At 72.3% G+C, this 26,912-nt stretch carries 30 protein-coding genes; 16 read left to right on the top strand and 14 right to left on the bottom strand.

The annotated features are described in order from the left end of the window. Position 1: 1 nt before the first annotated feature. From O9K63_RS10515 to O9K63_RS10490, 6 genes are all read left to right on the top strand, one after another. The gene (locus O9K63_RS10515) at positions 2-994 is read left to right on the top strand and encodes a FecCD family ABC transporter permease (RefSeq protein ID WP_277237639.1); all 993 of its coding nucleotides are present in this window, start codon (positions 2-4) and stop codon (positions 992-994) included. Next, the gene (locus tag O9K63_RS10510) at positions 991-2,049 is read left to right on the top strand and encodes a FecCD family ABC transporter permease (RefSeq protein WP_277237638.1); all 1,059 of its coding nucleotides are present in this window, start codon (positions 991-993) and stop codon (positions 2,047-2,049) included. The genes O9K63_RS10515 and O9K63_RS10510 overlap by 4 nt, the downstream gene beginning before the upstream one ends. Next, on the top strand, positions 2,049-2,906 hold the full coding sequence (locus tag O9K63_RS10505; RefSeq protein ID WP_277237637.1) for an ABC transporter ATP-binding protein: 858 nt from the start codon (positions 2,049-2,051) through the stop codon (positions 2,904-2,906). The genes O9K63_RS10510 and O9K63_RS10505 overlap by 1 nt, the downstream gene beginning before the upstream one ends. Further along, entirely contained in the window at positions 2,903-3,769 is an 867-nt protein-coding gene (locus tag O9K63_RS10500; RefSeq protein ID WP_277237636.1) for a siderophore-interacting protein, read from the top strand. The genes O9K63_RS10505 and O9K63_RS10500 overlap by 4 nt, the downstream gene beginning before the upstream one ends. A 404-nt stretch (positions 3,770-4,173) precedes the next feature. Continuing rightward, on the top strand, positions 4,174-4,965 hold the full coding sequence (locus tag O9K63_RS10495) for an HAD family hydrolase (protein ID WP_277237634.1): 792 nt from the start codon (positions 4,174-4,176) through the stop codon (positions 4,963-4,965). A gap of 42 nt (positions 4,966-5,007) precedes the next feature. Further along, positions 5,008-5,814, top strand: coding sequence for a DUF1206 domain-containing protein (locus tag O9K63_RS10490; protein ID WP_277237632.1), 807 nt, complete (start codon positions 5,008-5,010; stop codon positions 5,812-5,814). Here O9K63_RS10490 and O9K63_RS10485 read toward each other — a convergent pair. Continuing rightward, complete coding sequence (locus O9K63_RS10485; protein WP_277237630.1) at positions 5,778-6,401, bottom strand: phosphatase PAP2 family protein; 624 nt, start codon at positions 6,399-6,401, stop codon at positions 5,778-5,780. The two genes, O9K63_RS10490 and O9K63_RS10485, sit on opposite strands and share 37 nt — an antisense overlap. An 82-nt stretch (positions 6,402-6,483) precedes the next feature. On the opposite strand from O9K63_RS10485, the gene O9K63_RS10480 reads away from it, so the two are divergent. The 4 genes from O9K63_RS10480 (at position 6,484) to O9K63_RS10465 (ending at position 9,496) form a co-directional block, all read left to right on the top strand. Continuing rightward, positions 6,484-7,293: a TrmH family RNA methyltransferase gene (locus O9K63_RS10480; RefSeq protein WP_277237628.1), complete on the top strand. Its 810-nt coding sequence runs from the start codon at positions 6,484-6,486 to the stop codon at positions 7,291-7,293. 46 nt (positions 7,294-7,339) lie between these two features. Beyond that, positions 7,340-7,981 carry a VOC family protein gene (locus O9K63_RS10475; protein WP_277237626.1) on the top strand — a complete coding sequence of 214 codons (642 nt, stop codon included), beginning with the start codon at positions 7,340-7,342 and terminating at the stop codon, positions 7,979-7,981. 60 nt (positions 7,982-8,041) lie between these two features. Further along, positions 8,042-8,173 carry a hypothetical protein gene (locus O9K63_RS10470; RefSeq protein WP_277237624.1) on the top strand — a complete coding sequence of 44 codons (132 nt, stop codon included), beginning with the start codon at positions 8,042-8,044 and terminating at the stop codon, positions 8,171-8,173. Positions 8,174-8,383: 210 nt separating this feature from the next. Next, complete coding sequence (locus tag O9K63_RS10465; RefSeq protein ID WP_277237623.1) at positions 8,384-9,496, top strand: MFS transporter; 1,113 nt, start codon at positions 8,384-8,386, stop codon at positions 9,494-9,496. Between the two features lie 55 nt (positions 9,497-9,551). Here the strand turns inward: O9K63_RS10465 and O9K63_RS10460 are convergent, their stop codons facing one another. From O9K63_RS10460 to O9K63_RS10435, 6 genes are all read right to left on the bottom strand, one after another. Next, the gene (locus O9K63_RS10460) at positions 9,552-11,756 is read right to left on the bottom strand and encodes a heavy metal translocating P-type ATPase (protein WP_277237622.1); all 2,205 of its coding nucleotides are present in this window, start codon (positions 11,754-11,756) and stop codon (positions 9,552-9,554) included. Next, complete coding sequence (locus O9K63_RS10455) at positions 11,756-11,887, bottom strand: hypothetical protein (protein WP_277237621.1); 132 nt, start codon at positions 11,885-11,887, stop codon at positions 11,756-11,758. The genes O9K63_RS10460 and O9K63_RS10455 overlap by 1 nt, the downstream gene beginning before the upstream one ends. A 34-nt stretch (positions 11,888-11,921) precedes the next feature. Next, positions 11,922-12,203 (bottom strand): metal-sensitive transcriptional regulator, encoded by a 282-nt coding sequence (locus tag O9K63_RS10450; RefSeq protein ID WP_277237620.1) that lies wholly within the window; start codon positions 12,201-12,203, stop codon positions 11,922-11,924. Between the two features lie 57 nt (positions 12,204-12,260). Next, complete coding sequence (gene ilvA, locus O9K63_RS10445; RefSeq protein ID WP_277237619.1) at positions 12,261-13,514, bottom strand: threonine ammonia-lyase IlvA; 1,254 nt, start codon at positions 13,512-13,514, stop codon at positions 12,261-12,263. A gap of 142 nt (positions 13,515-13,656) precedes the next feature. Then, the gene (gene pgm / locus O9K63_RS10440) at positions 13,657-15,327 is read right to left on the bottom strand and encodes a phosphoglucomutase (alpha-D-glucose-1,6-bisphosphate-dependent) (protein WP_277237618.1); all 1,671 of its coding nucleotides are present in this window, start codon (positions 15,325-15,327) and stop codon (positions 13,657-13,659) included. After that, on the bottom strand, positions 15,324-15,788 hold the full coding sequence (locus O9K63_RS10435; protein ID WP_277237617.1) for a universal stress protein: 465 nt from the start codon (positions 15,786-15,788) through the stop codon (positions 15,324-15,326). The genes pgm and O9K63_RS10435 overlap by 4 nt, the downstream gene beginning before the upstream one ends. A gap of 111 nt (positions 15,789-15,899) precedes the next feature. Here O9K63_RS10435 and O9K63_RS10430 point away from each other — a divergent pair, with 111 nt between their 5' ends. The 3 genes from O9K63_RS10430 (at position 15,900) to nhaA (ending at position 17,985) form a co-directional block, all read left to right on the top strand. After that, complete coding sequence (locus O9K63_RS10430; protein WP_277237616.1) at positions 15,900-16,427, top strand: YbaK/EbsC family protein; 528 nt, start codon at positions 15,900-15,902, stop codon at positions 16,425-16,427. Positions 16,428-16,466: 39 nt separating this feature from the next. Further along, positions 16,467-16,622: a hypothetical protein gene (locus O9K63_RS10425; RefSeq protein ID WP_277237615.1), complete on the top strand. Its 156-nt coding sequence runs from the start codon at positions 16,467-16,469 to the stop codon at positions 16,620-16,622. 64 nt (positions 16,623-16,686) lie between these two features. Continuing rightward, positions 16,687-17,985, top strand: a complete 1,299-nt coding sequence (nhaA, locus tag O9K63_RS10420; protein ID WP_277237614.1) for a Na+/H+ antiporter NhaA — start codon at positions 16,687-16,689, stop codon at positions 17,983-17,985. A gap of 85 nt (positions 17,986-18,070) precedes the next feature. On the opposite strand, the gene O9K63_RS10415 is transcribed toward nhaA, so the two are convergent. Genes O9K63_RS10415 through O9K63_RS10405 form a run of 3 tightly spaced genes read right to left on the bottom strand, consistent with a single transcriptional unit; the run spans position 18,071 to position 20,654 of the window. Continuing rightward, positions 18,071-18,472 carry a MerR family transcriptional regulator gene (locus tag O9K63_RS10415; protein WP_277237613.1) on the bottom strand — a complete coding sequence of 134 codons (402 nt, stop codon included), beginning with the start codon at positions 18,470-18,472 and terminating at the stop codon, positions 18,071-18,073. Then, complete coding sequence (locus tag O9K63_RS10410) at positions 18,469-20,061, bottom strand: peptide chain release factor 3 (RefSeq protein ID WP_277237612.1); 1,593 nt, start codon at positions 20,059-20,061, stop codon at positions 18,469-18,471. The genes O9K63_RS10415 and O9K63_RS10410 overlap by 4 nt, the downstream gene beginning before the upstream one ends. Beyond that, positions 20,058-20,654: a hypothetical protein gene (locus O9K63_RS10405; RefSeq protein ID WP_277237611.1), complete on the bottom strand. Its 597-nt coding sequence runs from the start codon at positions 20,652-20,654 to the stop codon at positions 20,058-20,060. Before O9K63_RS10405 ends, O9K63_RS10410 begins: the two co-directional genes overlap by 4 nt. A gap of 352 nt (positions 20,655-21,006) precedes the next feature. On the opposite strand from O9K63_RS10405, the gene O9K63_RS10400 reads away from it, so the two are divergent. Continuing rightward, entirely contained in the window at positions 21,007-22,542 is a 1,536-nt protein-coding gene (locus tag O9K63_RS10400) for a SulP family inorganic anion transporter (protein ID WP_431190318.1), read from the top strand. Positions 22,543-22,564: 22 nt separating this feature from the next. Here the strand turns inward: O9K63_RS10400 and O9K63_RS10395 are convergent, their stop codons facing one another. The 4 genes from O9K63_RS10395 to arsM are packed head-to-tail and all read right to left on the bottom strand — an operon-like array spanning position 22,565 to position 25,565. Next, a complete protein-coding gene (locus O9K63_RS10395) occupies positions 22,565-22,960 on the bottom strand; it encodes an arsenate reductase ArsC (protein ID WP_277242305.1) in 396 nt (131 codons plus the stop codon). A gap of 29 nt (positions 22,961-22,989) precedes the next feature. Beyond that, positions 22,990-23,607 (bottom strand): arsenate reductase ArsC, encoded by a 618-nt coding sequence (locus tag O9K63_RS10390; RefSeq protein WP_277237610.1) that lies wholly within the window; start codon positions 23,605-23,607, stop codon positions 22,990-22,992. After that, a complete protein-coding gene (gene arsB, locus O9K63_RS10385) occupies positions 23,604-24,716 on the bottom strand; it encodes an ACR3 family arsenite efflux transporter (protein WP_431190317.1) in 1,113 nt (370 codons plus the stop codon). The genes O9K63_RS10390 and arsB overlap by 4 nt, the downstream gene beginning before the upstream one ends. Next, a complete protein-coding gene (gene arsM / locus O9K63_RS10380; RefSeq protein WP_277237609.1) occupies positions 24,717-25,565 on the bottom strand; it encodes an arsenite methyltransferase in 849 nt (282 codons plus the stop codon). It lies immediately after the preceding gene. An 81-nt stretch (positions 25,566-25,646) separates the two neighbouring features. On the opposite strand from arsM, the gene O9K63_RS10375 reads away from it, so the two are divergent. Then, entirely contained in the window at positions 25,647-25,997 is a 351-nt protein-coding gene (locus O9K63_RS10375) for an ArsR/SmtB family transcription factor (RefSeq protein ID WP_277237608.1), read from the top strand. A gap of 58 nt (positions 25,998-26,055) precedes the next feature. Further along, a complete protein-coding gene (locus O9K63_RS10370; protein WP_277237607.1) occupies positions 26,056-26,910 on the top strand; it encodes a transglutaminase-like domain-containing protein in 855 nt (284 codons plus the stop codon). The last annotated feature ends 2 nt before the right edge of the window (positions 26,911-26,912 follow it).

Below are 26,912 nucleotides of genomic sequence, written 5' to 3'. Positions count from 1 at the left end.
GATGACCGGTGCCACGCGGACGGGTGCCGTCGCGGTGGGGGGCCTGCTCCTCCTCGCGGCGGCATCGGTCGCGTCGGTACTCGTCGGGGCGGAGTCCCTGCCCACCGCCCAGGTCCTCGCCGGGTTCCGTGACGCGGGTGACGGCGCGGCCGCCGGCATCGTCGCCGCCCGGGTCGACCGGACCCTCATCGCGGTCGTCGTCGGCGCCTGCGTCGCCATCGCGGGCACGGTCCTGCAGGGCCTGACCCGCAACCCGATCGCCGAGCCCGGCATCCTCGGGCTCAACGCCGGCGCAGCGCTGCTCGTCGTCATCGGCATCCGCGCCGGGCTCCTCGACGGCGTCGTCGACTACCTGTGGACCGCGTTGCTCGGGGTGATCCTCGCGGGAGTCCTCGTCCACGCGATCACCTCGACCGTCCCCCTTCGTCACCAGCCGATGACCACCGCCCTCGCCGGCGCGGCGATCATGGCCGCCAGCTCGAGCATCATGGTCGGTCTGCTCCTCGCCGACGACACCGCGCTGGACCTCTTCCGCTACTGGCAGGTGGGCTCGGTCGCCGGCAAGGACGCCGGGTTGATCCTGCCGGTCCTCCCCTTCGTCCTCGTCGGGCTCGTGCTCACGCTGACCTCCGGGCGCACCCTCAACGCGATGGCGCTCGGTGACGACGTCGCCCGCTCCCTGGGACAGCGGGTCGTGCTCGCCCGGGGCGGGGCGCTCGCCGGGGCGCTGCTGCTCACCGCGGCGGCGTGCGCGCTCGCCGGTCCCATCGCCTTCGTCGGCCTCGCGGTGCCGCACCTGCTGCGGCTCTTCAGCGGCCCCGACCACGGCCGCCTGCTCCTCGGCTCGCTGCTGGTGGGCCCCGCCCTCGTCGTCGCGGCCGACACCCTGGGCCGGGTCATCGCCCCACCGGGCGAGGTCCAGGTCGGCGTCATGACAGCGGTCGTCGGCGCCCCGGTGCTCATCGTCCTCGCCCGTCGGGCGGTGCGCCGATGACGCTGACCACCGCCCCCGACCCCACGTCCGCGACCGCGCAGCTCGTGCGCCGCGTGCGGCGTGACCGCTCCCGGCGGGCGCTGCGCCGCACGTGGGTCCTGGGGCTGCTCGTCGTCGCGGCCTTCGTCGTGCGGGTCACCCTCGGCGACTACACGATCACCGTCCCGGACACGCTGCGGATCATCGGCGGCGCCGACATCCCCGGCGCCGGCTTCATCCTCATGGAGTCGAAGCTGCCGCGGGCGATCGCCGCCGTGCTCGCGGGCGCCTCGCTGGCCGTCGCCGGCGCGGTCATGCAGGACCTCATGCGCAACCCCCTGGCCAGCCCCGACATCCTCGGCATCAGCGGCGGCGCGTCGACCGCGGCGGTCTTCTCGCTCATCGTCCTCGGCCTGACCGGGCCGGCCGTCACGCTGGCTGCCTTCCTCGGTGCCCTGGCCGTGGCCGCCTTCCTCGTGGGCATGAGCAGCGGCGGAGCGAAGGGGGGCACCCACGCCCTGATCATCGTCGGCGTCGGCTGCTCCGCGCTGCTCGTCGCCCTGACCCACTGGGTCCTGCTGCGTGCGGACGTCTACCGGTTGTCCGAGGCGATGGTCTGGCTGACCGGGTCGGTCGCCTCCGCGAGCTGGACGGAGATCGGCCGCCTCGCGGTGCTCGCCGCCGTGGCCCTGCCGGCGATGCTCCTGCTGCACCGGCGGCTGCGCGTGATGATGCTCGGTGACGACCTCGCCGCCGGCCTGGGTGTCACCGTCGACCGCCACCGGGCGCTCGCGATGCTCGGCGTCGTCCTCCTCGTCGCGGGCACCTGCGCCGTGTGCGGACCGATCGCCTTCGTCGCGCTGCTCGCCGGCCCCATCGGTCGCCGCCTGCACGGGGGGCGCACCCGCCTCGTCGACATCGCCCTCATCGGCGCGCTCATGGTGGTCGTCGCCGACCACATCGGCGCCTACCTCGTGCCCGGCGGCGCGAACCTGCCCGTCGGCGTCGTCACCGGCCTCGCCGGTGCCCCCTTCCTCCTGTGGCTCATCGTCACCCGAACCCGAGTGGAGACCTGATGACGGCCGACACGCACACCCCGTCCGTCACGCCGGTGGCCGACCGGGCGGAGGGGGAGACCCCCGTGCCCGCCCGGCTGCGCGCCGAGTCGGTCAGCCTCGGCTACCGCGACCGCACCGTCGTCGAGCGCCTCGACCTCGACGTGCCCGACGGCGAGGTGACCGCCATCGTCGGGCCGAACGGTTGCGGCAAGTCCACCCTCCTGCGCGGTCTCGCCCGGCTGCTGCCCGCCCGCGAGGGGAGGATCGTCCTCGACGGGCGCGACCTGGCCAGGACCCCGACGAAGGCGGTCGCCCGCACCATCGGCCTGCTGCCGCAGGGACCGGTCGCGCCCGAGGGCCTGACGGTCGCCGAGCTGATCGCCCACGGCCGCCACCCCCACCAGGGCATCCTGCGCCGGGCCAGCCGTGAGGACGACGCGGTCGTCGCCGAGGCGATGGAGGTGACCGGCACGACCGGTCTCGCCGAGCGCGTCGTGGACGAGCTGAGCGGCGGTCAGCGCCAGCGGGTGTGGATCGCGCTCGCCCTCGCCCAGCAGCCGGACATCCTGCTGCTGGACGAGCCGACGTCCTTCCTCGACATCGCCCACCAGATCGAGGTGCTCGACCTCGTGCGCTCCCTCAACGCCGCACGGGGCACCACGGTGGTCATGGTGCTGCACGACCTGGCCATGGCCGCCCGCTACGCCACTCATCTCGTCGCCGTGCGCGAGGGCCGGGTCGTCGCCCAGGGCGACCCGTGCGCGGTGGTCACGGAGGAGCTCGTCCGCGAGGTCTTCGACGTGCGTTGCCGGATCCTGACCGACCCGGACACCGGGACCCCGGTCGTCCTCCCCCGACCACAGGAGCAGTCATGAGGATCGCCGAGCTGAAGGACCGCGTCGTCTTCGGCGCCGCGCGCGTCTGGTACCGCAACTCGATGGCCGACGTCGCCCAGCGCACCGGGCACGCGCAGTTCCGGGCGAACGTAGCCGCGGTGCGCGAGCTCAACGCCTCGATGCGGCGGATCACGCTCGCGGCGCCGGAGTTCACCGGGTACGAGCTCGCCGGGCCGGACGAGTACTTCGGGCTGCTCGTGCCGGGAGCGGACGGGCGGCTGCACCTGCCCGACGGCGAGCGGGTCAACGTGCGCGCCGCCGTCGCCGACATGCCGCCGGAGCAGCAGCCGGGGCTGCGCTGGTACACGATCCGCGAGCTGCGCCGCTCGCGCGGGGAGGTCGACATCGACATCGTCACGCACGGTGACTCGGGGCCGGGGTCGGCCTGGGCGCTGCGGGCGGCCGTCGGCGACCCTGTCGGGTTCCGTTCCGGGGGAGCGCTGTACACGGCCTTCGAGCCGCCGCGTCAGCTCCTCGCCGCGGACGAGACCGCGGTCCCCGCACTCCTGGCGATCCTCGAGGAGCGGGAGCGAAGGGGGCTGCCCGGCCCGGGCGCCGGCGTCACCGCCCACGTCGAGGTGCCCTCGGCGTCCGTCCTCGACGGCCTCGGGCTGCCGGCTGAGGTCACCGTGCACGAGCGCGGCGACGCCGACCCGGGCACCGCGGTGCTGGCGGCCCTGGTCGCGGACCCGGCGACGACCGCCGGGCTCGACTACGCCTGGGCGTGCGGGGAGTCTGGCCTGGCGACCTCGGTGCGCCGGCACCTGGTGCAGGAGGTCGGCATGGACAAGAAGGCGATCACCTTCTCCGGGTACTGGAAGCTCGGGTCTGCGCGGGGCTGAGGCCTGCTCGTGTGACCGGTCAACCGGTGAATTCGGCCGGGGCGCGGCGGCTGCGCGGACGCAGGGCGCGGCGGTCCTTGGCGCGAAGTCCGGACTCGTGTCGTAGCGGTTGCACCGGAGTCGTGACAGTCCGGACTTCGGCCTGAGTCGGACCACCACCCCCTGCGTCCACTCCGCTGTGTGACTGGACCAACCCCCTTCGTCCGCTCCGCCGCGTGACCGACCAACCAACCCCCTTCGCCCGACGCTTGTGCCCTACCTCGTGTGGTGGGACGCATCGCACCAGATGAGGTACGGCACAAGCGTCGGGAAGGACTCTCGTCGGTGGCCGCCCGACACGCGCTCGGGTGCCCGTGGTGGGGCGCTGCGCGGGGGAGTGGGCCGTGCCGGATACCGTTCGTGGCATGGAGCCGCACCTCGTCGCCCTGGATGTCGACGGCACGATCCTCACGCACGACGGCCGGATGCCTCCGGCGACCCGCGAGGCGGTGCGGGCGGTGGCCGACGCCGGTCACCACGTCGTCATCTCCACCGGGCGCTCGGTGATCGCGACGCTCCCGGTCCTGGAGATGCTCGAGCTCGACCGGGGGATGGCGGTCTGCTCCAATGGCGCCGTGACCATCGCCCTCGACTCGTCCGAGCCGCAGGGCTACCGCATCGAGGAGACGGTGACCTTCGACCCGAAGCCCGCGATGAACCTCGTGCGCGAGCACGCCCCTCACGTCCTGGCCGCCGTCGAGGAGGTGGGTGTCGGCTTCAAGGTCGCCCGGCCCTACCCCGAGGGCGTGCTCTGGGGTCGTCAGGTCGTCGTCCCGTGGGAGGAGCTCGTTGCCAAGCCGGCGACCCGGGTGACCTTCCACGACCCCGAGGGGGACAGCGACGACTTCCTCGAGCTCGTCGAGCGGATCGGTCTGCACGGTGTGGAGTACGCGGTCGGCTACACCGCGTGGCTGGATCTCGCGCCGGAGGGCGTCTCCAAGGGGTCGGCCCTGGAGATCGTCCGGCGCACCCTGCGCGTCGAGCCGGGCCTGACGTTCGCGGCCGGTGACCAGCGCAATGACCTCGAGATGCTGCGGTGGGCCGCCCGCGGGGTCGCCATGGGCGACGCGCCCGACGAGGTCGTCGCCGCCGCCGACGAGCAGACCGGACGCGTCGCGGAGGACGGCCTCGTCGACGCGTTGCGACCCTTCCTCTGAGCGGATGCTCCGCGCGGGGCCGCCCGGGTGGATGATGTCCTCGTGAATGCCAACCAAGGGCTCGACGAAGCCCGCCGGGTCGCCCGCGATGTCGGCGACCACCCCGTCCTGGACGCCATGGCCCGATGGGGCTTCCTCATGTCGGGGCTGCTGCACATCGTCATCGGGTACACCGCCACCCGGCTGGCGTGGGGTGGCGGTGGCTCGGCCGACCAGTCCGGTGCTCTCGCCACGCTCGCGAGCAACCCGGCCGGCGCCCTGCTGATGTGGATCATCGTCGTCGGCCTGCTGGCACTCGTGGTGTGGCAGCTGACCGTCGCGATCGCACCCGGGGTGGGTGACGGCTGGCTCGACCGGGGCAAGGCCGTCGCCAAGGCCGCGGTCTACGCCGTCCTGGCCGCCACCGCGGCCCAGTTCGCCCTCGGCTCGGGCTCCTCGAAGTCCTCCGAGGAGTCCTCCCAGGGCGTCACCACCGCCCTCATGGCGCAGCCCGCCGGCCAGGTGCTCGTCGGCGCCATCGGTGTCGTCATCATCGGGGTCGGCGCCTACCACGTGCACAAGGGGCTCACCCACAAGTTCCTCGAGGACCTCGAGAAGGACCCGGGTGTGCCGGCGCGTGCCCTCGGGATGATCGGCTACCCGGCGAAGGGGGTCGTCCTCGGCCTCGTCGGGGCCTTCTTCGTCCTCGCCGCCGTGCAGCACCAGTCGTCCGAGGCGGCCGGTCTGGACGGGGCGCTGAAGTCCCTGAAGGACGAGCCCTTCGGGCCGTACCTGATCACCGCCGTGGGCGTGGGCTTCGTCGCCTTCGGCATCTACCTCTTCGCCCGGGCGCGGCACCAGCGCATCTGACCGGTCAGCGACAGCCCGACCACGCCCATGGCCGTCCCCAGGGCGACCCCGGCGACGACGTCGCTGACGAAGTGGACCCCGAGCGCGAGGCGGTTGAGGACGGTCAGGACCGCGACGAGGAGGACGAGCGTCGTCGCGGACCACCGGATCCAGCGCCGCGCCACCATCCGCAGCAGTGCGATGACGAGCACCGCGCCGAGGGCGACGTTGGTGGCGTGGCCGCTCGGGTAGGAGAAGCTGTCGACCATCGTGATCGGGGCGTCCGGCTCCGGACGCGGGCGGGCGACGAGCAGCTTGCACAATGACCCCAGGGCCCAACCCGCCAGCCCGACGGGCACGACGAGCAGGGCCCGGCGGGGAGCCCGACCGGTGAGCACGAGCCCGGCCGCGAGCAGCAGCACGAGTGGGTGCACGACCCACGGCCCGCTGAGGTCGGCCCACAGCAGGGTGGCGTCCTCGAGCGCGGGCCGTCCGTCGATCCAGCCCCTCGCCCGCTCGACCCATGCGAGGTCGACCCCGCGCACCCGGTCGGAGGGCACGACGAGGAACTCGCCGACCGCCGCGACGAGCAGCATCACGCCCGTCATGGCAAACACCGCCGACACGAGGCGGACGGGAGCGGAACGATCGGCAGCCACCACCCGATTGTGCGGCATGCTGGTGCCTGCCATGCCCGATCTCGTCATCACCTCTCCCGCCAACCAGCGCCTGAAGGACCTCGTCACGCTGCGCCGACGCCGCGTGCGCGAGAGCTCCGGGACCACGCTCCTCGAGGGTCTCGAGGAGACCACGCTCGCCCTCGACGCCGGTGTCGTGCCGCACGCCCTCTTCCACTGCCCCGACCTGATGCTCGACCCCGGTGCCGGGGCTGCGCTCGTCGAGCGCGCCCGCCGCTCCGGTGCGGAGGTCGTCGAGCTGGGTCGGACCGCGTTCGAGAAGGTCGCCTACCGCGAGGGGCCGGACGGGATCCTCGCCCGGGTGCCCTCGCCCGGACGCGTGCTCGCCGACGTGGACCTGCCCGAGGGGGCGCTGGTCCTGCTCTGCGAAGGGGTGGAGAAGCCGGGCAACCTCGGCGCGATGCTCCGCACCGCCGACGCGGCCGGGGTCGCCCTCGTCATCGCCGCCGACCCGGTCACCGACTGGGGCAACCCCAACGTCATCCGCTCGAGCAAGGGCACGGTCTTCTCCGTCCCGGTCGCCTCCGCGAGCACCGACGAGGCGTGGACGTGGCTGGCCGAGCGCGGCGTCGCCGTGGTCGCGACGACGCCGGACACCGACGTCGACCACACGGACGCCGACCTCACCGGCCCGGTCGCCGTCGCGGTCGGGTCGGAGAAGTACGGGCTGACCGACGCCGCCCTGGCCCGGGCGCAGCACCGGGTACGGATTCCCATGGTGGGGCAGGCCAATTCGCTCAATGTCGCCACGTCGGCGGCCATCGTCGTCTACGAGGCGGTCCGCCAGCGTCGGGCGGTCTGACCGACCCGATTACTGGCCCGATTGCGGCCTGTGTCACGATGCCATCATGCGCGTTGACCACGTCTCCTTTGCAGCCGACCAGAGCGGTGTCAAGGCCACTGCCGAGCGTCTTGGTAGGGCCCTCGGGGTCGCACCGGTGGATGGCGGTCTGCATCCGCGTTTCGGCACCCGCAACATGATCCTCCCGCTGGCGCACGAGCGGTACGTCGAGATCGTCGAGGTGCTCGACCACCCCAGCTCGGACAAGGCCCCCTTCGGTCAGGTCGTGCGGGCCCGCTCCGAGGCCGGTGGCGGCTGGATGGGCTGGGTCATCCGCGTCGATGACGACCTGGAGTCCGTGGAGAAGCGCCTGGACCGCCAGGCCGTCAACGGCAACCGGCGCCTCGCCGACGGTCGCGAGTTCCTGTGGAAGCAGATCGGTATCAAGGGCACCCTCGCGGACCCGCAGCTGCCCTTCTTCGTCAAGTGGGGCGAGGGCTCGCCGCACCCGTCGCAGGAGGCGGAGACCGAGGTGACCATCGCGTCGCTGCAGATCGCCGGTGACCCCGACCGGGTGCGCGACTGGCTGGGTGGCCTTCCCCCGGAGGAGACCTCCTCGGTCATCGACTTCGACTTCATCGCGCCCAACGGCACGCCCGGCCTGATGTCGGTCACCTTCAACACCCCCCACGGTCCCGTCACCCTCTGACCGGCCGGGCCGCGTGGCTTCCTGGGCCGACCGCGTCGGCGACGTCCCGCTCGACGACGAGTGCTCAGCCTCGGCCTGCTCGCCCTCGCGACCGGCGCGGTCCTCCTCCTCGCCGAGCGGATCTACCGCCGGGCGCTGATGCAGACCTCCGGCAAGCTGACGATCACCCAGGCGTGGAAGGCCGAGATCTGACCTCGGCAGGGTCGAGGTGGTCGGCGTCACGGGCGCGACGATGCATCGACCGAGGGTCACGGGGCATGGGGCCAGCTGGAATACCGGCACGGGAGTGAGGCCGGAGTCCGAGCCGCGGCTCCGGGAGGGGCGTGGCGGTACGGCGAGGAGTAGGGGAAAGTTGTGGCGTTGTCGTCGGCCGGTCGGGTCGGGGCGGCCGGGGCAGCGGTGGTGGGCGTCACCTTCGGTATGGCCCGGTACGCCTTCGGGGTCACGCTGCCCGACATCGAGCAGGACCTGGAGCTGTCCGAGCTGGTGCTCGGTCTCATCTCGAGCGCGACCTTCGCCGGTTACCTGGCCGGTCTGCTGCTCGCCGGTCCGCTCGCCGCTCGCCGCGGCTCCCGCGCTCCGACGAGCGTCGGTGCGGTCAGCGGTGCGGCCGGGGCGGTGATCGTGACCGTCGCGCAGTCCCCGTGGCTTCTCGCCGTGGGCGTCGTCCTCGCCGGCAGCGCCGGCGGCTGGGCCTGGGCCCCGTACTCGGACATCGTGACGCGGACGGTGCCCGCGCGCCTGCAGCCACGTGCCCTGGCGATCATCACGACCGGCACCAGCGGGGGCCTGATCCTGCTCGGCGGTCTGGCCGTCCTCGCCATAGCGGGTTCGTGGCGTCTGGTCTGGGCGGGCATCGCCCTCGCCGCGGTCGTCGCGGCCGTCGTCAACGTGCGCCTGGTCCCGCAGGTGCCGCCGCGGAGCCCGTCGACCCCGCGAGCCGGGTGGCGAGGTCTCATCATGCCGGTGCGGGTGCTGCGGGTGCCGATCGCCTACTCGCTCGTCTACTTCGCAGCGATCGTCGTCTACTTCACCTACGCCGCCGAAGTCCTCGAGAGCAGTGATCTCCCGACTGGAGCCGTGCCGGTCCTGTACATCGTGATGGGGACGACCGGCATGGTGGCCGTGATGACCGGGACTCTCGCGCAGCGCCTGGGCAGTGTCCGGGTTGCGGCGCTGTGTCTCGTGGCGGTGGCCGCGGCGTTGGCGCTGCTGGGACTGGCGAGTGACTCCGTGCCGGCCGTGGCGGCCTCGGCCTGCGTCTTCGGCGTGGGCTACATGACCGGGTCGGCGGTCCTGGCGGTGTGGACTGCCGAGGTGCTCCCCGAGCGTGCGGGGACGGCCTTCACCGTGTGCCTGGTCGTGGGCGCGGTCGCCTCGGTGGCTGCTCCTGCCGTGGCCGGCGCGCTGCTTCCCGCCGTGGGGATGACGATGCTCCTGGTCGCCACGGGCGTGGTCTCCCTCGGCAGTGGAGTGGCCCTGCTCCTGCACCGCCCTGCCGCCGGGTCGATGTAATCGCGCGTGTGGGGACGCGCGCGGATACATCCACCCGACGAAGGGGGCGGCCCCCTCAGTCGTCCGGCAGCACCTTGCGCAGCCGCAGGGAGTTGAGCACGACGAGGACCGAGCTCATCGCCATCGCGGCGCCGGCGATCATCGGGTTGAGCAGGCCGGCCACCGCGAGCGGGATCGCGGCGATGTTGTAGCCGAAGGCCCAGCCGAGGTTCTGCTTGATCACCTTCAGCGTCTCCCGGGAGAGCGAGATCGCGCGGGGGACCGACTCGAGGTCGGCGTGCACGAGGACGATGTCGGCCGACTCCATCGCGACGTCGGTCCCGGTGCCCATCGCCATCCCGAGGTCGGCGCGCACGATCGCGGCGGCGTCGTTGACGCCGTCGCCGACCATCGCGACGACCCGGCCCTCGCCCTGGAGGCGCTCGATGACGTCGTGCTTGTCCTGGGGGCGGACTCCGGCGATGACGTGCTCGGGGTCGATGCCGACGGTCGCCGCGACCGCGGTCGCGTTGTGCTCGGCGTCGCCGCTGAGCAGCCACACCTGCAGGCCCTCGGACCGCAGCGCACGGATCGCGTCGCCGGAGGTGTCGCGGACCTCGTCGGCCACGGTGAGCGCCCCGCGGGCCTTGCGGTCCCACCCGACGAAGACGGTCGTGCCGGGACGCTCGAGGGTGGCCAGCTCCGGCGGCACCTCGTCGAAGAGGTCCGACTTGCCGACGGTGACGCGGGTGCCCTTGATCGTGGCGACCGCGCCGGAGCCGGGGAGGCTCTCGAAGTCGGTGATCCGCGGGATCTTGATGCCCTGGTCCTGCGCGCGCCGCACGATGGCCCGGGCGATCGGGTGCTCGCTGCCGGACTCGACGGCCGCGGCCGCGCTGAGCACGGCGGCCGGGTGCAGCCCGGGGGCGGCGGCGAGGTCGGTCACCTGGGCGATGCCGGTGGTGATCGTGCCGGTCTTGTCCAGGACAAGGGTGTCGATGCGGCGGGTGTCCTCGAGGACCTGCGGGCCCTTGATGAGGATGCCCTTCTGCGCGCCGCGACTGGTCCCGACGAGCAGCGCCATCGGCGTGGCCAGGCCCAGCGCGCACGGGCAGGCGATGATCAGCACGGTCACGGCGACCCCGATGGCGGTCGTCGCCGACCCGGAACCGATCCACCAGCCGACGAAGGTCAGCAGCGCGACCACCAGGACGGCGGGGACGAAGACCGCGGACACCCGGTCGGCGAGGCGCTGGACGTCGGCCTTGCCGGTCTGCGCCTGCTCGACGAGCCGCACGATCGCGGCGAAGGTCGTGTCCGAGCCCACCGCGGTCGCCTCGACGATCAGCCGCCCGGAGGTGTTGACGGTGCCGGCGTCGACCCGGTCGCCGGAGCGAACGTCGACGGGCACGGACTCGCCGGTGACGAGCGAGGTGTCGATGGAGCTCGTGCCGTCGATGATGCGGCCGTCCGTCGCGACCTTCTCGCCCGGCCGGACGATGAAGTGGTCGCCGACCTGCAGCTCGTCCAGCGGCAGGATGACCTCGGTGGTCGCCCGGGAGCGTGAGTCGATCCGCTGGACTGCCACCCCCTTCGCCCCGAGGTCCATCAGCTCGGTGAGCGCGGAGCGCCCCTCGTCCTTGCTGCGGGCCTCGAGCCACCGGCCGATGAGCAGGAAGGCGGTGATGACCGCCGCGGTCTCGAAGTAGTAGTGCCCGTCCTGCCCCGCGCCGGTCAGCAGCGTGACGAGCGACCACAGGTAGGCGGCGCTGACCCCGAGCGAGACGAGGGTGTCCATCGTCGACGCGAGGTGGCGGGCGTTGGCGAATGCCGCGCGGTGGAAGGGCCATGCCGCCCAGGCCACGACGGGGGTGCTCACGAGCAGCTGCAGCCACGGGTTCGCGGGGAAGCTCCACGGCCCCATCGCGAGCAGCACGACGACGGCGGCGAGCGCGCCGGCGACGATCGCCCGTCGGGCGAGGTCGGCGCGCGCGACCGGGGTGTGCTTGGGGGGAGTGAGACGGGCCTCCGGCTCGATGACCGTGGCGCCGTAGCCGGACTTCTCCACGGTCGCGATCAGGTCGTCGATGCTCACCGACCCCGGGTGGCTGACCCGGGCCTTCTCCGTCGCGAGGTTGACGACGGCGTCGACGCCGTCGATCTTGCCGAGGTTGCGCTCGACCCGGGCCGAGCAGGAGGCGCAGGTCATCCCCGTGATGGCCAGGTCGACGGTGTGCTCGTCCGTCGTCGACTCGGAGCGGGGGTCGGTCACGGTCGACATCAGGTCGTCACCGTGGCCACGGCGGCGTCACCGGCGCAGAGGGAGAAGGGGGTGGTGTCCATGTCGTCATTGTCCTGACTGGAGGGGGTGGTTCGGGGAGGCGAAGGGGGTGCGTCGCCCCCTTCGTCCATCGCAACTGCCTAGGCTCCTGCGACGTCTGGGAGGTCAGGACCGCACCAGTCGGGCGATCGCCTCGCTGGCCTCGGTGACCTTCTCGGCCGCGGCCTCGTCGCTCTCGCGGGCGGCGTCGACGATGCAGTGGCCGACGTGGTCCTCGAGCAGGCCGAGGCTGACGGCCTGCAGCGCCTTGGTCGCCGCGGAGACCTGGGTGAGGATGTCGATGCAGTACGTGTCGTCCTCGACCATGCGGGCGATGCCGCGGATCTGGCCCTCGACGCGGCCGAGCCGCTTGAGATACTGCTCCTTGCTGCCGCTGTAGCCGGCCATGGGTCCTCCTGGGAGTCGTGGGTCGACCTCCAGCATACCCCGGGCGGGTATCTCGTGTCAGCCGATGATGCGGAAGAGCGGGCTGTCCGGCGCGATCGTCTCGATGCCCAGCGGGGAGGTGTCCATCCGCGCGAGCAGCGGCAGCAGGTCGTCCGGGTCGCCGAGCTCGAGGCCGACGACGGCGGTACCGGTGTCGCGGTTGTTGCGCTTGATGTAGTCGAAGAAGGTGATGTCGTCCTCCGGCCCGAGGACGTCGTCGAGGAAGCGCCGCAGCGCCCCCGGCTCCTGCGGGAAGTCGACGAGGAAGTAGTGCTTGCGCCCCTCGTGGACCAGCGCCCGCTCGACGATCTCGGCGTAGCGGGAGACGTCGTTGTTGCCCCCGGAGACGACGGCGACGACGGTCGACCCCGGGGCGAGGTCGAGGTCGGCCAGGACGGTCGTGGCCATGGCTCCCGCGGGCTCGGCGATGATCCCGTCCGTCTGGTACATGTCCAGCATCTCGACGCAGATCGCGCCCTCGGACACGGTCGTCAGCTCCGCCCCGGTCGCGGCGACGGCGGCGTGGGTGAGGTCCCCGACCCGGCGGACCGCGGCCCCGTCGACGAAGGGGGAGACCTCCTCGAGCGTGACCGGCGCCCCAGCGGCCAGGGCCGCCGCCATCGAGGCCGCGCCCTCGGGCTCCACGCCGACGAGACGGGTGTCGGAGGCGTGCGCGGCCAACCACGTCGACATGCCGCCCAGCAGGCCACCGCCGCCGACGGGCACGGTCACGACATCGGGTGCGCGGCCGAGCTGCTCGAGGATCTCCACGGCGACCGCACCCTGGCCGGCCATCGTCTCCACCGCGTTGAAGGCGGGGACGATGACGGCGCCGGTGCGCTCCGCGTCGGCGACCGCTGCCGCCGCGGCGTCGTCGTAGACCTCACCGGTGACGATGACCTCGACCATGTCCCCACCGAGGGCGGCGACGCGGTCACGCTTCTGGCGAGGGGTGTTGCGCGGCAGGTAGATCCGCGAGTGGACCCCGAGCCGCTGCCCGGCGAAGGCCACGCCCTGGGCGTGGTTGCCCGCGCTCGCGGCGACGACCCCCTTCGCCCGCTGCTCCTCGGGCAGGGCGGCGATGAGCGTGAAGGCCCCACGCACCTTGTACGACCGCACCGGCTGCAGGTCCTCGCGCTTGAGCCAGACCTCGGCGCCGGTCGCGGCGGACAGGCGCTCGCTGCGCTGCAGCGGCGTCGGCGGGAGGAACTCGGCCAGCAGGGCGGCCGCCTCGTCGACGGCGGCCGCGGTCAGTGGGGATGCAGCAGTCACGACCCCACGGTAGTCCTCGCGCCGTCGCTCCCCGCGGACTGACCCGGGTGCTGGACGCACTCCTTCGTGGTCATGACCGAGCCCGACGTCGATGTGCACGCCTGGCCCACGAAATATCGTCAGCCGAGCGCGCACAACGCCGTCACTCTTCCGCCGAGGCCCCCCGCAGGGCGGCGTCGACGACCCCCTTCGCGTCCGCCTGGACCTGGGTGAGGTGCTCGGGCCCGCGGAAGGACTCGGCGTAGATCTTGTACTTGTCCTCCGTGCCGGAGGGGCGCGCGGCGAACCACGCCGACTCGGTGACGACCTTCAGCCCGCCGATCGGGGCGCCGTTCCCGGGGGCCTGCGTCAGCTTCGCGGTGATCGCCTCGCCCGCGATCGAGTCGGCGGTGACGGCGTCGGGGGTGAGTGCCTTCAGCGCGGCCTTCTGCGCGCGGTCGGCCGGGGCGTCCTCGCGGGCGTAGGCGGGCTCGCCGTGGCGTGCGACGAGGTCCGCGTAGTGCTGACTCGGGCTGCGGCCCGTGGTCGCCGTGATCTCGGAGGCGAGCAGCGCGAGGATGATCCCGTCCTTGTCGGTCGTCCACACCGACCCGTCGAAGCGCAGGAACGACGCCCCCGCCGACTCCTCCCCACCGAAGCCGACCGATCCGTCGAGCAGGCCCGGCACGAACCACTTGAAGCCGACCGGCACCTCCCACAGCTCCTTGCCCAGGTCGGCGGCGACGCGGTCGATCATAGAGCTGGACACGAGCGTCTTGCCGATCCGCTCGCTCGACCATCCCGGACGCGCACCGCCGTAGAGGTACTGCAGGGCGACGGCGAGGTAGTGGTTGGGGTTCATCAGCCCGCCGTCGGGGGTGACGATGCCGTGCCGGTCGGAGTCGGCGTCGTTGCCGGTGGCGATGTCGTAGCGGTCCTTGCTGGCGATCAGGCTGGCCATCGCGGAGGGGGAGGAGCAGTCCATGCGGATCTGCCCGTCCTTGTCCAGCGTCATGAAGCGCCACGTCGGGTCGACGAGCGGGTTGACGACGGTGAGGTCCAGCCCGTGGCGCTCGCCGATCGCGCCCCAGTAGTCGACGGCGGCGCCGCCCATCGGGTCGGCCCCGATGCGCACACCCGTGTCCTTGATCCGTTGCAGGTCAACGACATTGGGCAGGTCGTCGACGTAGGCGGTCAGGTAGTCGTGCTCGGTGGCCGCGGCCCGAGCCCGGGCGAAGGGGGTGCGCCGCACCTGCCGCAGCCCATCCCTCAGGTGGGCGTTCGCCGCGTCAGCGATCGCGGTGGTCGCGTCGGAGTCGGCCGGGCCGCCGTGCGGGGGGTTGTACTTGAAGCCGCCGTCGCTCGGGGGGTTGTGCGAGGGGGTGACGACGATGCCGTCGGCCAGGCCCACCCCCTTCGCACTGAGATCCTTGCCGCGGTTGGCGGTGAGGATGGCGTGCGAGATCGCCGGGGTCGGCGTGTAGCGGTCGGCGGAGTCGACGAGCACCGTGACGTCGTTGCCGGCGAGCACCTCGAGCGCCGAGATCCACGCCGGCTCGGACAGGGCGTGGGTGTCGCGCCCGAGGAAGAGCGGCCCGTCGATGCCCTGCGTACGCCGGACGTCGACGATCGCCTGGGTCGTCGCGAGGATGTGTGCCTCGTTGAAGGATCCGGCCACGGACTTCCCGCGGTGCCCGCTGGTCCCGAAGGCGACCTGCTGGTCGACGTTCTCCGGGTCGGGCTGCACCGCGTAGTAGGCGGTGACGACGTGGCTGACGTCGATGAGGTCCTCGGGGAGGGCGGGGGTACCGGCGCGATCAGCGGCTGTGCTCATGTCCTGACCGTATCGCCCACGGTGCGGTCGGGCCCGAGATCGGCCGGGCAGTGGGCACGCTCGGCGATCCGGCGGGCGCGTTCCTCCTGTCGCTGGGGCAGCAACCGGCGTGTGGGCGCGAGGCCGAGCAGGAGCAGGTCCGCCTGCAGTGATCGGGTGACGAGGGCGTGGGCGAGCTGGTTGTCTGGGACCAGCACGAGGGTCTCGGGCCGGCCCGGCGCGAGGTCGGGGTCGATCGCCTCCTGGATCCGCTGGGTGAGTCTGCGGCACGCGAGCATCCGGCGATCGGCGTGCTCACGCGCGGTGACGATGTGCGGGAACATCCCCACCGGAGGGTGGTACCCGGCGATCACGTGCAGCTCGGCGGACCACCGGCGCGCGAGCCCGAACGCCCAGAGGAGCACGAGGTCGTCCGCGCGGCGCCCGATGACCCCGAGAACGATGCGTTCCGGCCACGCCACGACGACCACCCCAGACGACGAATGGCTCCGCGAGCCATGCACCCAGTGCCCCCAGTCTCCCAGACCGTCGAGGGGGTGAACAGGCCTCGCGTGCGGCGCTACCGTCGTGCCATGAGCGCTGCCGGAAACCTCACCTGGACCCCTGCTGCCGATGCCCTCGACCGGCTGGCGCCCCCCGTGGCCGCGGCGATCGGCCGTGTCCCCTCCGCCCGGGTCGCGGAGATCGACCCGGAGCTGGCCGACACCGCCGCCTTCTGCGAGGCGTACGAGTCCTCGCCGGAGCACTCGGCCAACTGCGTCGTCGTGGTCGGGCGAAGGGGTGGGGAGACCAAGTACGCCGCCGTCCTCGTCCTGGCGACGGACCGGGCGGACATCAACAACGTCGTGCGCCGGCACATCGACGCCCGCAAGATCTCCTTCGCCCCGATGGACGAGGCCGTCGAGCTGACCGGGATGGAGTACGGCGGGATCACCCCCATCGGGCTGCCGTACGCGTGGCCGGTCCTCGTCGACGAGGGCGTGGCCGGCGCCGGCGAGGTCGTCATCGGCTCCGGGGTGCGCGGCTCGAAGCTGCTCGTCGACGCGGCCGAGCTGACCTCCATTCCCTCCGCAGAGGTGCTGGCGCTCGCGCTGTCCTGACGTCGTCGGCCCGCTCGGGTCCCCCGTAGACTCGTGGACGTGCCGACTCCAGTGACCACCCACAGCGTGCAGGCGAATGCCGCACGCATGCGGGCACTGATGCGCACCATGCGCCACCCGGGCACGAACGGCTGGACCAGCGAGTGGGGCACCAACGCCCACGGGGAGATCGCCGGCTGCCCGCCACCGGCATGAGCCGCGCGTCCACGGCGACGCACGCGTAGCCCATTCCGGTACCCCGTGAGAGCTGAGTTCCCCCATGCCCGAAAACCGACCGTCCCTACCCGTGCGCCGCGCCCCCCACGAGCTGTGGCGGGGTGTGCGCGAGAGCGCCCGCAGCGACGCCTTCGGTGGCGCGCTGCTGCTCGGCGCCACCGTCCTGGCCCTCGTCCTGGCCAACTCGCCCGCCGTCGGCTGGTACGAGGCCGTCCGTGACTTCTCCTTCGGTCCGTCGGCGCTGCACCTCGACCTGACGGTGGGGGAGTGGGCCGCAGACGGCCTGCTGGCGATCTTCTTCTTCGTGGTCGGCCTGGAGCTGAAGGAGGAGTTCGTCGCCGGCAAGCTGCGGGACCCGCGACAGGCGGCCATGCCCATCGCCGCGGCCGTCGGCGGCGTCATCGTCCCGGCGCTGATCTTCGCCGGCATCGCGATGTCCGCCGGGGGTGAGGCGCTGCGCGGGTGGGCGATCCCGACCGCGACCGACATCGCCTTCGCCGTCGCCGTGCTCGCCGTCGTCGCGCGCTTCCTGCCCCCGGCGCTGCGGGTCTTCCTGCTGACCCTGGCGATCGTCGACGACCTCATCGCCATCACGATCATCGCCGTCGTCTACTCCGAGGGCCTGCACCTGCAGTGGCTCCTGCTGGCCGTGGTGCCGCTGGCGCTCTTCGCCCTCCTCGCGCAGCGGGGCCACTACTCCTGGTACCTGCTGCTGCCCCTCGCCGTCATCACGTGGGCCCTCGTGCACGCCGCGGGCGTCCACGCCACCGTGGCCGGTGTGCTGCTCGGCTTCACCGTGCCGGTGCTGGCCACGAAGCGCGCCTGGGTGCAGGTGGGCACGACCGATGACGGCGAGCCGATCTACGACGGCCTCACCGCCCATCTGGCCGACCAGTGGGGGCTCGTCTCGACACTCGTGGCGGTGCCGGTGTTCGCCTTCTTCGCCGCCGGGGTGGCCGTCGGCGGCGTCGAGGGCCTGCGCAGCGCGCTGTCCGACCCGATCACGCTGGGGATCATGGCCGGTCTCGTCATCGGCAAGCCGATCGGCATCGTCGGCACGAGCTTCGCGCTCAGCCGCCTGCCGTCCTTCGGCCTGGACGCCTCACTTCGCTGGAGCGACCTGGTCGGGGCGAGCTTCCTGGCCGGTATCGGCTTCACCGTCTCGCTGCTCGTGGGCGAGCTGGCCTACGGCAGCAGCGGTGTCGCGGACGAGCACGTGAAGATCGGTGTGCTCCTGGGCTCCTTCACCGCGGCCGTGATCGGCGGGACGCTCCTGGCGGTCCGCAGTCGGCAGATCCGGGCCGCGGAGGTCAACCAAGACGCCGGGCACCGGGGGGTCTGAGGGGGCGAGTCCCGGGGGCACCCACCGCAAGAGCCTAAGCAGTTGCGAAATGGGGAGAGGGGCGGGAGGTCGGGCGGCCCCGGGGTCAGTGCTCGGCGGCCGGTGACGAGAGCTGCGTCAGCTGCTGGGTGAAGGCCTCGGCGCGGGCCGTGGCCTCCTTCAGCTCGGCGACCCTGGTGAGGGCGTCCTCGTGGATGGCGTCGAGCTGCGCCCGGGCCGCTGAGGAGTCCGCCGCGCTCGCGTCGGGGTCGGCGAGGACATCGAGGGCGTCCACGAGCAGCCGCATCTCCTCGACCGAGAAGCCCATCGGTTTCATCGGCTTGATCAGCAGCAGTCGCTCGATGTCGGCCTCGCCGTAGAGCCGGAAGCCGCCCTCGGTCCGCGCGGACGGGGTCAGCAGGCCCATCTCCTCGTAGTAGCGGATGGTGCGGTGCGACAGGCCGGTGCGGGTGACCACCTCACCGATGTGGACATGGGCCTGGCTCACGGGTCCACCCCGTCGTCGTCACCGAACATGGGCGGAAGGCTACCTGCCGGCAGCTCGCGGGCGATGGTGCTCATGCGCCACTTGTCGGTGAAGAGGGCGACGGACACGCCGTCGGTGCGCTCGAGGACCTCGGCGCCTCGCTGGCGGTCGACGACCGGCGCCGACTCGGGGGTGGTCCGGCGGGCGACGCCGTACTGCAGCGGGTCGCGGCTGGCCGGGGCGCCGAACTCGTGCTCGAGGCGGTGGGCCGCGACCTCGAACTGCATCGGTCCCACCGCGGCGAGGACGGGGGCCTGGGCGCCCCGCCGGTCGGAGACGAGGACCTGCACGATGCCCTCCTGGTCGAGCATCTCGATCCCGCGCCGGAACTGCTTGGCGCGGCCCGCGTCGCGGGGCCGGAAGACGGCGAAGTGCTCGGGGGTGAAGCGTGGCAGGCCGGGGTAGGTGACCGGGCGGGAGTCGTACAGGGTGTCGCCCACCCGCAGCGCCTGGGCGTTGACCAGCCCGACCACATCACCCGGCCAGGCCTCGTCGATGGTCTTGCGCTCCCGCCCGAAGACCGACTGGGCGTACTTGGTCTGGAAGGGGCGGCGGGTGCGGGCGTTGGTCAGGACCGCCCCCCGCTCGAAGCGCCCGGAGCACACCCGCATGAACGCCAACCGGTCCCGGTGGGCGGGGTCCATCCCGGTCTGCACCTTGAAGACGAAGCCGGAGAAGGGTGCGTCGACCGGCCGCGGCTGCTGCTCGACATCCGTCCACGCGCTCGGTGGGGGCGCCAGGTCGACCACGGTGCGCAGCAGCTCGGCGACACCGAAGTTCAGCACCGCCGCACCGAAGAGCACGGGTGTCGTCCGGGCGGCGAGGAACTCCGCCTGGTCGTGGGCGTGGTCGGAGGCGGTGAGCAGCTCGAACTCCTCGGCGGCCCGGTACCAGTCGTCCGCGTGGCGGCGAGCCGCCTCGTGCGCGTCCAGCGGCTCCCCGACGGCGATCGTGGCACCTCCCGGGGTGCGGGTGAACTCAGTCATCCCACCGGTCTGCGGATCCGTCACGCCCCGGAAGTCCCCGGCGATCCCCACCGGCCAGTTCAACGGGGTGGGGTGGATGCCGAGCCGGTCGCTGATCTCGTCCAGTAGCTCCAGGGGCTCGCGGCCGGGCCGGTCCCACTTGTTGATCATCGTGATCACGGGGGTGCGGCGCACCCGGCAGGCCTCGAACAACTTGAGCGTCTGCGGCTCGAGCCCCTTGGCGGCGTCCAGGAGCATTACCGCGCAGTCGACGGCGGCCAGGACGCGGTAGGTGTCCTCGGAGAAGTCCGCGTGGCCGGGGGTGTCGAGGAGGTTGAGCACGACGTCGTCGATGCTCAGCTGCAGTGCTGCCGAGGTGATCGAGATCCCGCGTGCCTGCTCCATCTCGTTCCAGTCCGAGACCACGCCGCGGCGGGACCCCTTGCCGTGCACGGCGCCGGCCTCGGCGATCGCGTGCGCGTGCAGCGCGAGGGCCTCGGTGAGGGTGGACTTGCCGGCGTCCGGGTGGGAGATCACCGCGAACGTGCGCCGTCGTGACGCCTCGGCGGTCGCCTCGTTGCTCATGCGTCCTCCTGCGGCCGCAGCTCGGCGGCCATGTCGGTGGTGGTCCATCTCTCACGCTGCCAGTGGTCGGCCAGTGCCGTGAGGGTGCGACGGGCGCTCGCCGCACCGGCTCCGGTACCCCACAGACCCTCAGCCCAGGCGCGGAGCGACGCCGGGTCGTGACCTGCCGCAGTCAGCCCGTCCAGTCGGGTCGCGGGCCCCAGGCGCTGCCCCAGCAGCAGGACCACGGTCGGGTCGAGGGCCGCTCCGTCAGCGGCCAGGGTCGTCTGGGACCTCTCCAGGGCCTGCCGCACGGTCGTGGGTGGGCGAGGAGGGGCCGGCTCAGGAGGGCGCGATGGCGGTCTCGGCGAGGGGGCGGCGCGCGAAGGGGGCTTGGTCGCCGGGGAGCTCCTCGGCCGGACCGCGGGAGGAGGCGAAGGGGGCGGAGCCGGCGCGGCGTTGACGTCGATGAGGGCGGCGGAGACGTACTCCTCCGGGATGGGGGTGTGATCGTCGCGGGTGGTGTCCAGCACTGCGGCGTCGCACGCGCGGCACAGGGTGACGTCGCGCCAGCCCATGATCGACAGCTGGTTCCCGCGGGAGTGGCGGCGCATCACCTGCGGCCGGGTGGTCAGGTCGTGCCCGCCACAGCTGGCGCAGCGGCGCTCGCCCCGCCACCAGGAGCGGCCGCAGCCCCCGCACGTCAGCTCGACCTCCCCGGTGTGGTCGTCGACCCGTCCGGTGACGTCGTCCTCGGTGCCGCAATGCGGGCAGGTGGTGGGGCGGGGAAGTGGCACCGGACCACTCTAACGTTGCGGTAGAGTTGGCCACGCGCTGCGGCCGCAGACCGTCTTCCCTTGCGCGGGCGGTGCGCCGCGGCGCACCCCGGTCGACACGGTCGTCGACCCCCTTCGCCACGACAGTCGACCCTAGGACCCCTCTGTGCCCACCTCCTCCACCCGAACCGTGCCCGCAGGCCCCGACTTCTCGGCGGTGCCCGAGGCGGGCGCGCGCGAGACCTCCACCCGGGCCGCGCTGCGTGACCCGCGCCGACTGCGGACAGAGATCCTCGCCGGGCTCGTCGTCGCGCTCGCCCTGATCCCCGAGGCGATCTCGTTCTCGATCATCGCCGGGGTTGACCCGCGGGTGGGTCTGTTCTCCAGCTTCATCATGGCCGTGACGATCGCCTTCGTCGGCGGCCGTCCCGCCATGATCACGGCGGCCACGGGGGCCATCGCGCTGGTCATCGCGCCCGTCGCCCGCGAGTACGGCATGGACTACTTCATCGCGACGGTCATCCTCGCCGGTGTCCTACAGGTCGTGCTGTCGCTGCTGGGCGTGGCCAAGCTGATGCGCTTCATCCCGCGGATGGTCATGGTCGGCTTCGTCAACGCGCTGGCCATCCTCATCTTCATGGCGCAGCTGCCCTACCTGCTGGGGGTGCCGTGGCTGGTCTACCCGATGGTCGCGGTGGGCCTGCTCATCATGGTCGGCCTGCCCCGGGTGACGACCGTGCTGCCGGCGCCGCTGGTCGCGATCGTGGCCATCACCGCCGTGGTGTGGGCCGGCGGGTGGAGCCTGCCGGACGTCTCCGACCAGGGTGAGCTGCCGCAGTCGCTGCCGCAGCTGTTCCTGCCGAACGTGCCACTGACCCTCGAGACGCTGCAGATCATCGGGCCCTTCGCTCTGGCGATGGCCCTCGTCGGCATCCTCGAGTCGCTGATGACCGCCAAGCTCGTCGACGACATCACCGACACCCACTCGGACAAGACCCGCGAGACCTGGGGCCAGGGCGTGGCCAACATGGCCTCCGGCTTCTTCGGCGGCATGGGCGGCTGCGCGATGATCGGCCAGACGATGATCAACGTGAAGGTCTCCGGCGCCCGTACCCGGATCTCCACCTTCCTCGCCGGCGCCTTCCTGCTGGCCCTCGTCGTGGGTGCCGGACCGCTGGTGGGCATGATTCCGATGGCCGCGCTCGTGGCCGTGATGATCATGGTCTCGGTCGCGACCTTCGACTGGCACAGCGTCCAGCCGGCCACGCTGCGCCGGATGCCGCGCGGCGAGACCGTCGTCATGGCCCTGACCGTCATCGTCACCGTGACGACTCACAACCTCGCCTACGGCGTGATCGTCGGCGTCGTGGCCGCGATGATCGCCTTCGCCCGCCGCGTGGCGCACTTCGCCTACGTCGAGCGGATCACCGAGACCGATGTCGACGGTGACGGGGAGCCGGACGTGCGGGTGTACAAGGTCACCGGCGAGCTGTTCTTCGCCACGAGCAACGACCTCGTCTACCAGTTCGACTACAGCGCCGACCCCGAGCGCGTGGTCATCGACCTGTCCGACAGCCACATCTGGGACGCGTCGACCGTGGCCGCCCTCGACGCCGTGCAGGCGAAGTACGGGCGCCTCGGCAAGAGGGTCGAGATCGTCGGGCTCAACCAGGCCTCGGCCGACCGGCACGAGCTGCTCTCCGGGCGCCTCGGCGACGGGCACTGACGAAGGGGGCCGACCCCCTTCGTCAGAGGGAGGCCAGCAGCTCGCGGACTCGCCCCTTGATCTCGTCGCGGATCGGGCGCACGGCGTCGACACCCTGGCCGGCCGGGTCGGCCAGCTCCCAGTCCTCGTAGCGCTTGCCGGGGAAGATCGGGCAGGCGTCGCCGCAGCCCATCGTGATGACGACGTCCGAGGCCTGCACCGCGTCGGCGGTCAGGACCTTCGGCGACTCGGCGGACAGGTCGATGCCCTCCTCGAGCATCGCCTCGTGGACGGCGGGGTTGATCGAGTCCGCCGGTGCGGAGCCGGCCGAGCGCACCTCGACCGCGCCCTCGGACAGCACGCGCGTGTACGCGGCGGCCATCTGGGAGCGGCCGGCGTTGTGGACGCAGACGTAGAGGACGGAGGAGCGATCGGTCATCGGGGACTCCGGATGGTGGGGGGTCGTGGTCATGCGAGCACCTCGCGCAGCAGCGTGGTCACCCGCGCCTGGATGTCGTCGCGGATGTCGCGGACGACCTCGAGGGGTTGGCCGTCCGGGTCGGCGACGTCCCAGTCCTCGTAGCGCTTGCCGGGGAAGACCGGACAGGCGTCCCCACACCCCATGGTGACGATGACGTCGGCGGCCTGCACCGCGCTGTGCGTCAGCGGCTTGGGGTAGGGCGTGGTCAGGTCGATTCCGCGCTCGGCGAGGGCCTCGACGACGGTGGGGTTGACCTCGTCCACCGGCTCCGAGCCCGCGGAGCGCACGTGGACCCGCCGGGCGGACAGGTGCTCGGCCAGTGCTGCGGCCATCTGGGAGCGGCCGGCGTTGTGCACGCAGAGGAAGAGGAGCTCGGGGACCTGCTTGGCCACCCGACCCTCGGCCTGGGCCACCGCCATCAGCTGCTCGCGGGCCTGCCGGGCGACGAAGATCGGCAGGTACCGGGTGATCCTCGCCCGCGGCCCGAGCAGCGCACCGGCCTCCGCGACGACCTCGGCCACCGTCTCGGGGGAGAAGACCCCTTCGTAGGCGTAGGTCAGGTCCTCGACGATCTGGTCGTAGGGGGAGGTGCCGTCGGCACTCACGAGGACTCCTCGGACAGGGCGCGCTGCTGGACGGGGGACGCCTCGGGTGACGAGTGCGGGAATCGCCGTCGCAGCGCGAGGCTGACGTAGACCAGGCCGACGAGGACGGGGACCTCGATGAGCGGCCCGACGACACCGGCGAGGGCCTGGCCGCTGGTCGCGCCGAAGGTCGCGATCGCGACGGCGATGGCCAGCTCGAAGTTGTTGCCGGCGGCGGTGAAGGCGAGAGTGGTGGTGCGCTCGTAGCTCATCTGCAGCAGGCGTCCGGTGAGGTACCCGACGCCCCACATGATCGCGAAGTAGGCCAGCAGCGGCACGGCGATCCGGGCGACGTCGAGCGGCTGGGAGGTGATCGCCTCGCCCTGGAGGGCGAAGAGCAGCACGATCGTGAAGAGCAGCCCGTAGAGGGCCCACGGCCCGACCTTCGGCAGGAAGGACTCCTCGTAGCGCTCCCGACCCCACCGGCGCTCGCCGATGCGGCGGGAGAGGTAGCCGGCCAGCAGCGGGATGCCGAGGAAGATGAGCACGGACTTCGCGATCTGCCACGGGGAGACGTCGAGGCCCGTCTGGGACAGGCCGAGCCAGCCCGGCAGCACGGCGAGGTAGAACCAGCCGAGCGCGGCGAAGGCGACGACCTGGAAGATCGAGTTGATCGCCACGAGCACGGCAGCGGCGTCCCGGTCGCCGCAGGCCAGGTCGTTCCAGATGATCACCATGGCGATGCAGCGGGCGAGCCCGACGATGATCAGGCCGGTGCGGTACTCGGGCAGGTCCGGCAGGAAGGTCCAGGCCAGGGCGAACATCAGGGCCGGGCCGACGAGCCAGTTGAGCACGAGCGATGACCCGAGCAGGCGGCGGTCGCTGGTGACGGTGTCGAGCTTGTCGTAGCGGACCTTCGCCAGGACCGGGTACATCATGACGAGCAGCCCGAGGGCGATCGGCAGCGAGATCCCGTCGACCTCGACCGCGCTGAGCGCCTCGCCGAGGCCGGGCACGACCCGGCCGAGCAGCAGCCCGGCGACCATGGCCAGACCGATCCACACGGCGAGGTAGCGGTCGAGGGTCGACAGGCGCGCGGCTTCCGGCGCCTCGTGGGTGGTGACGGACACTCAGTTCTCCTTGCGGGCACGGACGAAGGCGCTGGCGAAGGCCCCGTCCAGCGCATCGATGATGGTATCGAGGGTCCAGCCCTCGGGGAGGTGCTCGCCCACCATGTCGGACATGCGCTGCAGCTCCTCCCGGTCGAAGGTACGGGTGACCTCGACGGAGGCGTCGGTGAAGCCGGCGTCGCCGAGCTTGGTCACGTAGTCGGAGTCGAGCAGCGCCCCCGACACGCACCCGGTCCACAGGCCGACGATGCCGCGCAGGGCGTCCGGGATCTCGCGCAGGAGCACGATGTCGGAGACCGCGAAGCGACCGCCCGGCCGCAGGACGCGGTGCGCCTCGGCGAGCACGGCGTCCTTGTCGGGGGAGAGGTTGATGACGCAGTTGGAGATGATCACGTCGACGGAGCCGGCGGCCATCGGCACCTCCTCGATGGTGCCCTTGTGGAACTGCGCGTTCTCGATCCCGGCCTCGGCCTGGTTGCGTCGGGCGAGCTCGAGCATCTCGTCGGTCATGTCGAGGCCGTGGGCGGTGCCGGTCGGTCCGACCCGTCGGGCGGACAGCAGCACGTCGAGCCCACCGCCGGAGCCGAGGTCGAGGACGTCCTCACCGGGGGCGAGCTCGGCCAGGGCGGTCGGGTTGCCGCACCCGAGCGAGGCGGCCAGGGCGGCGTCCGAAGGGGCGTCCGTCCCCTCGTAGAGGCCGACGGTGATCGGGTCGGTCGCCTGCGGGCTGCAGCACGACTCGGCGGTCGGGCCGCAGCACGACGTCCCGCCCGTGGGGGAGTCGAGTCCTTGGCGGGCCGCAGCGGCGTACCGGTCGCGGACGACGTCGTGGGTGTCCTGCTGTGTCATGACCGCTCCTGCTTTGATGTCCGTCGAATCAGGTGACAGGAACAGCGTGACCCTTGGTTTGAAGTATGTCAAGATAGCCGCATGAGCGCTATCGACTCCGAGCCCCGGGAGCGGGCCGTCACCTGCTGCGGGCTGGCCACCTCGCCCGTCTCCGAGGATGACGCGGCCCGGCTCGCACCGGTCTTCAAGGCGCTCGGCGACCCGGTCCGGCTGCGGATGGCGTCGATGATCGCGGCCCAGCCCGAGCTGTGCGTCTGCGAGATCACCCCGGCCTTCGACCTGTCGTCGGGCACGGTCTCGCACCACCTGCGGCTGCTGCGCGAGGCCGGGATCGTCGGCAGCGAGCGCCGCGGCACCTACGTCTACTACTGGATCAACCCCGAGGCACTCGCGGCGCTGTCCGCCCTGCTGGCCGTGACCGAGCCGGCCTGACCGCCCTCGAAACGACCTCCCTTTGACGCGGGCCCCCTGCGGGGCGTCCTATTGACCCATGACCGACCTCGCGATCGTCGCCGCCGACCCGACCCCCCTTCGTGCGCGTGTCGGCACGAAGTTCGCCTACGGCACCCGGGGCGTGCGTGAGGCGCTGCTGTCCTTCGCCGTCTCGAGCGCCCACGAGGTGCTCGAGGAGGAGATCCTCATCCACGCAGCCGGCCGGCAGGTCGAGCCGATCGAGCTGGCCGGCAGCCACGGCACCCGCCTGCACCTGGTCGAGGAGGTCGGCGACGGCTGGCTCGAGGTCACGTACAACGCCCTGGTGGACATCACCCGCCCCACCGGTGAGCAGGTCGGTCGGGAGATCCTTGCCGACCGCTGGGTCTTCAACCGCCCGAGCCGTTACGCCGAGTCCGACCGGCTCGCGCCGATGGCCGCACAGCTCTTCCCGACGCAGGCCGGCGTCGAGCGGGTGCAGGCGGTCACGGAGTGGGTCCACTCGCACATGGCCTACATCTCCGGGTCGAGCCGCGGCACGGACGGCGCCATCGACTCGATCCTGCAGGCGAAGGGCGTCTGCCGGGACTTCGCCCACGTCGTCGTCGCGCTGCTGCGGGCCCTGGGCACCCCCTCCAGGCTGGTCTCGGCGTACGCGCCGGGGCTGCAGCCGATGGACTTCCACGCCGTGGCCGAGGTGTGGGTCGAGGGCGCCTGGCACATCACCGACGGCACCCGCCTGGCCCCCCGCGAGTCGATGGTGCGCATCGCCACAGGCCGTGATGCCGCCGACACCGCCTTCCTCACCACCCGCGGCGGCCGCACGACCTTCAACCGCCAGGTCGTCACGGCCTCGCTGGAGCAGGGCGACCTGCCGCAGGAGGACTCGGGCGCCCTCGTCCGCCTCCCCTGATA

The sequence above is a fragment of the Janibacter cremeus genome, from assembly GCF_029395675.1.
Taxonomy (GTDB): Bacteria; Actinomycetota; Actinomycetes; order Actinomycetales; family Dermatophilaceae; genus Janibacter; species Janibacter cremeus_A.
Note: the sequence above shows the minus strand (reverse complement) of the source record. Positions and strands in the feature narration are given on the sequence as shown.

Coding starts and splice junctions, on each gene's coding strand:
- O9K63_RS10515 (WP_277237639.1), top strand. CDS start 2: ATGACCGGTGCCACGCGGACGGGTGCCGTCGCGGTGGGGGGCCTGCTC.
- O9K63_RS10510 (WP_277237638.1), top strand. CDS start 991: ATGACGCTGACCACCGCCCCCGACCCCACGTCCGCGACCGCGCAGCTC.
- O9K63_RS10505 (WP_277237637.1), top strand. CDS start 2,049: ATGACGGCCGACACGCACACCCCGTCCGTCACGCCGGTGGCCGACCGG.
- O9K63_RS10500 (WP_277237636.1), top strand. CDS start 2,903: ATGAGGATCGCCGAGCTGAAGGACCGCGTCGTCTTCGGCGCCGCGCGC.
- O9K63_RS10495 (WP_277237634.1), top strand. CDS start 4,174: ATGGAGCCGCACCTCGTCGCCCTGGATGTCGACGGCACGATCCTCACG.
- O9K63_RS10485 (WP_277237630.1), bottom strand. CDS start 6,401: ATGACGGGCGTGATGCTGCTCGTCGCGGCGGTCGGCGAGTTCCTCGTC.
- O9K63_RS10480 (WP_277237628.1), top strand. CDS start 6,484: ATGCCCGATCTCGTCATCACCTCTCCCGCCAACCAGCGCCTGAAGGAC.
- O9K63_RS10475 (WP_277237626.1), top strand. CDS start 7,340: ATGCGCGTTGACCACGTCTCCTTTGCAGCCGACCAGAGCGGTGTCAAG.
- O9K63_RS10460 (WP_277237622.1), bottom strand. CDS start 11,756: ATGTCGACCGTGACCGACCCCCGCTCCGAGTCGACGACGGACGAGCAC.
- O9K63_RS10455 (WP_277237621.1), bottom strand. CDS start 11,887: ATGGACGAAGGGGGCGACGCACCCCCTTCGCCTCCCCGAACCACCCCC.
- O9K63_RS10450 (WP_277237620.1), bottom strand. CDS start 12,203: ATGGCCGGCTACAGCGGCAGCAAGGAGCAGTATCTCAAGCGGCTCGGC.
- pgm (WP_277237618.1), bottom strand. CDS start 15,327: ATGAGCACAGCCGCTGATCGCGCCGGTACCCCCGCCCTCCCCGAGGAC.
- O9K63_RS10430 (WP_277237616.1), top strand. CDS start 15,900: ATGAGCGCTGCCGGAAACCTCACCTGGACCCCTGCTGCCGATGCCCTC.
- nhaA (WP_277237614.1), top strand. CDS start 16,687: ATGCCCGAAAACCGACCGTCCCTACCCGTGCGCCGCGCCCCCCACGAG.
- O9K63_RS10410 (WP_277237612.1), bottom strand. CDS start 20,061: ATGAGCAACGAGGCGACCGCCGAGGCGTCACGACGGCGCACGTTCGCG.
- O9K63_RS10405 (WP_277237611.1), bottom strand. CDS start 20,654: ATGCGCCGCCACTCCCGCGGGAACCAGCTGTCGATCATGGGCTGGCGC.
- O9K63_RS10395 (WP_277242305.1), bottom strand. CDS start 22,960: ATGACCGATCGCTCCTCCGTCCTCTACGTCTGCGTCCACAACGCCGGC.
- arsM (WP_277237609.1), bottom strand. CDS start 25,565: ATGACACAGCAGGACACCCACGACGTCGTCCGCGACCGGTACGCCGCT.
- O9K63_RS10375 (WP_277237608.1), top strand. CDS start 25,647: ATGAGCGCTATCGACTCCGAGCCCCGGGAGCGGGCCGTCACCTGCTGC.
- O9K63_RS10370 (WP_277237607.1), top strand. CDS start 26,056: ATGACCGACCTCGCGATCGTCGCCGCCGACCCGACCCCCCTTCGTGCG.